This window comes from Chryseobacterium barbadense (assembly GCF_042849955.1).
Lineage (GTDB): Bacteria > Bacteroidota > Bacteroidia > Flavobacteriales > Weeksellaceae > Chryseobacterium.
Genome location: NZ_BAAFHL010000120.1, coordinates 1 through 3677, shown reverse-complemented (window position 1 = coordinate 3677; position 3677 = coordinate 1). Strand labels below are relative to the sequence as shown.

At 39.5% G+C, this 3677-nt stretch carries 3 protein-coding genes; 2 read left to right on the top strand and 1 reads right to left on the bottom strand.

All coding sequences use genetic code 11. The features are described from left to right. Nucleotides 1–503, top strand: a 503-nt coding sequence (locus ACGHIN_RS16925; protein ID WP_390456298.1) for a GEVED domain-containing protein, incomplete at its 5' end; no start/stop codon positions are given. A 67-nt stretch (nt 504–570) separates the two neighbouring features. Here ACGHIN_RS16925 and ACGHIN_RS16920 read toward each other — a convergent pair. Continuing rightward, the gene (locus tag ACGHIN_RS16920) at nt 571–2073 is read right to left on the bottom strand and encodes a carbon-nitrogen hydrolase family protein (protein ID WP_390456295.1); all 1503 of its coding nucleotides are present in this window, start codon (nt 2071–2073) and stop codon (nt 571–573) included. Nucleotides 2074–2613: 540 nt separating this feature from the next. Between ACGHIN_RS16920 and ACGHIN_RS16915 the strand changes: the two genes are divergently transcribed. Then, nucleotides 2614–3677 (top strand): T9SS C-terminal target domain-containing protein (locus ACGHIN_RS16915; RefSeq protein ID WP_390456292.1); only part of this gene is annotated, 1064 nt, incomplete at its 3' end.

Here is a 3677-nt window from a genome sequence, read left to right as displayed (position 1 = left end):
GTGTTGCAGTGTGGATCGACTTTGACAGAAGCGGTACTTTTGATCCTAATGAAAGAATCATTGCTACAGGTCCGAATACAACAACTCCTGTCACAGGAACATTCAGTGTACCGGCTAATGCATTCGTGAGCTCAGGTTCAGCAGATTACAAATATGTAGTGATGAGAGTAGCAATGCAGAGAGGAGGTATTCCGGTGAACTGTACAAGCTTCCCTTATGGAGAAGTAGAGGATTACACCGTAAGGATTTCTAAGCTACCTGTTCCGAATTCTCTGAACCAGGATGATATTATGATCTACCCTAACCCGGTAAGTTCAGTATTGCATGTGAAGAACATCAGTGCTAAAGCAGCTTATAAGATCTATAACTCAGCAGGACAAGTAATCTCCGACGGATTCATCCTGAACAACCAGATCAATGTAAGCAAGCTGATCACTGGCGTATATGTCATTTATATTGAAGATGTAAAAGGCACTGTTCAGAAGAAGTTTATTAAAGAATAATAACAATTAACTTAAATATAAAAAGCTCTCATTTCTGAGAGCTTTTTATATTTAATACATTCCGCTTTTATTTAAGGTAAGTATCATAAAGGTCCCTCCTCCTGTCTTTAAGAACCTGAACAGAGCCATTATAGTGTAAGTCTTTCAACAGGTTTAAATCTACATCAACGATTAACGTCATTTCCGTATTAGGAGTAGCCTCACCTTTTATGGCATTAGACGGAAAAGCAAAGTCGGAAGGGGTAAATACAGCCGCCTGTCCAAACTGAATATCCATATTATTTACACCCGGCAGGTTTCCTACACATCCGGCAATGGCCACATAACATTCATTTTCTATGGCCCTGGCTGCTGCACAATGGCGCACTCTCATATAGGCATTCTGCGTATCGGTAAGATAAGGAACAAAGAGAATTTTCATTCCCTGGTCCGCCAGGATCCTCGGAAGTTCCGGAAATTCCACATCATAACAGATAACCAGCCCAATTTTTCCGCAATCCGTATCAAATACCCTAATTTCATTTCCACCTTTCATTCCATAGTATTTCCTTTCATTAGGGGTAATGTGAATTTTACGGTATTCATCTATCCTTCCGTCCCGGTGAAGGAGATAGCTTACGTTATATAGGTCATTGTTTTCAAAAACAGGCATGCTCCCGGAAATAATATTCACATTATAGCTGATCGCCAATTCTGAAATCTTGTCTTTAATCTGTTCTGTTATTTTGGCCAGCTCTATCATGCTGTCTCTCTCTGAAAGTTTATTGAACGGAGCCAGTAAAGGCGTATTAAAAAGTTCCGGGAAGAGCACAAAATCTGACTTATAATCCCCCATTACATTCACAAAAAACTCCACCTGTTCATAGAAAGCATTAATGTCTTTAAACTGCCTCATCTGCCACTGAACCAAACCTAAACGAATGATGCTATCCTGCATCGTATTAGGCTTTTTGCTATAATAAATATTGTTCCATTGCAGCAGAACGGCATTTTCTTTTGAGGATTCGTCCTCGGGAAGATACTTTTTAAGGATCTTGATCGGCAAAAAATTATTGGATAGCTGAAATGATAAAACCGGGTCGTAAATTTCCTTATCTCTTACTTTTCGGATGTATTCTCTCGGAGAAACTTCCTTGCTGTATTTATGGTAATTAGGGATTCTGCCTCCTAAGATAATGGATTTCAGATTCAGCAGCTCACAAAGCTCTTTCCGGGCATCATACAGCCTTCTTCCCAACCTCAGTTCTCTATATTCGGGATCTACAAATACTTCTATCCCATATAATACATTCCCCATAGAAGTATGGGTATTGAAGGTATAGTTCCCGGTAATATCACTATAGGTATGATCATCACCGAAGTCATCATAATTGACGATAATGGATAGCGCTACCGCAGCCAGTTTCCCGTCTACCGTGATACAAATCTGGCCTTCAGGAAACATTTTGACAAGCTTACTGATGCTTTTTTTTGACCATACATATTCAGACATTTGAGGATAAGCTCTACGCATTGTTTCTACCAGGCCTTCATAATCTTCAATACTCAGTTTTCGCGTTTCTATTTGCATTTGATGTAAGTTTTGAATAAAAATAGTGAAATCATTTGAAAGAGAAACCCGGACATGACGAGCTGTCCCCTTCAAGAGTCCCTTTAATGGCTTTATGGACGGCCTCGATGTCGTTGGTTAACCGACTTAAGGCCTTAACGAACCACCTCTACCCCGTACTACTACCCTCTCTTACCCTTGAAGGGCATAAGCTCGTTAAACAAGATCTAGTCCCCTTAGGGAGGGGGTTCCAGACCGTATAAAAGGGGCTATATCACCCTTAGTTACCATCTTACCCCTCAATATGCTTTTCCTGATTTTAAAACAGACAGTCAAAATTATTTTAAAAACTTATCATATGGAACTTGCCGTATAACTAATAGTATTTATTAAAATTTACAGACATATAAATGATACGACATGTTTTGTCGTATCACATGCCTATTTTTACATTATACAATTGAAAACAGATGTGCATCATATTCTTTCACAGTTTGTTAAAAAGTATTAAATTTATCGGAATTTTTAAATATTGATTATAACACTAATATAAACACAGGTATGAAAAAAATCTACATGAGTGCATTAGTCTTATGCACTACTGCTGTGCTGTATTCTCAAAATGTCCTATGGCAGAAAGACATCAAATCCAATACTCAGGATTTTCTTTCCCAGGTCACCACAACCATTGACGGACAGTATCTTATTTCGGGAAGCTCTATTCAAAGCTCTAAGCTTCAGGCTTCAGGCAGTAAGCAAAATAATGGTTACGATTTCCATTTGGTTAAGTTAAATGGGCAGGGAGAAGAAGTCTGGGAAAAACACTTTTCAGGACAGAACCATGATTTCCTTTCCGCTACAGTGAATACCCAGGAAGGAGGCTTTCTTCTGGCTGGAACTTCCTATTCAGGAAAAAGCCTTGATAAGAAAGAGGATTCCAAAGGCGGATCTGATGTATGGCTTATCAAAATCAATGAATTCGGGGAAGAACAGTGGCAGAAAACCTTAGGTACTGCCTCCGATGAAGAAGCCAGAGCCGTGATTCAAACGACTGACTTAGGCTACTTTGTGGCAGGAAATGTTCATAACTCCTCTAAAGGTTATGGCTCTAAAGATATATGGATTATCAGACTGGATAAGACAGGAAAACAGGCTTCTGAACTGATACTGGGCGGAAAAGGACTGGATGAAGTGGAGAAAATGATTCCTACCAAAGATGGTGGTGCTTTATTAGGGATCTATTCCAGAAGTACCATCGGAGGATCAAAGAAAACTGAAAACTACGGTGAAGGCGATTACTGGATCATTAAGCTTAGTAAAGACGGAAAAGTGGAATGGGAAAAGAATTTTGGAGGAAAGGCAGATGATCACTTAAGAACTTTGGCTTTAACCTCTGCAGGATATATGATTGGCGGAGAATCCAGGTCAGAAAGATCAGGAAACAAAAGGACAGGGATAGAAGAAGGAACCGACCTATGGTTGATTTCCTTAAATGAAAGAGGTGAAGAAATCTGGCAGAAATCCTACAACTTCAAGAACAGGGATGTTTTAATGGGAATGAGTACCATCAACAACCTGTCAACTGACAACCAGCAACTAATAACTAAAGGAATCCTGTTAGGTGG

What these genes read in the sequence shown, in the direction of transcription:
- ACGHIN_RS16920 (WP_390456295.1), bottom strand. Translation starts at nt 2,073, where the DNA reads ATGCAAATAGAAACGCGAAAACTGAGTATTGAAGATTATGAAGGCCTG.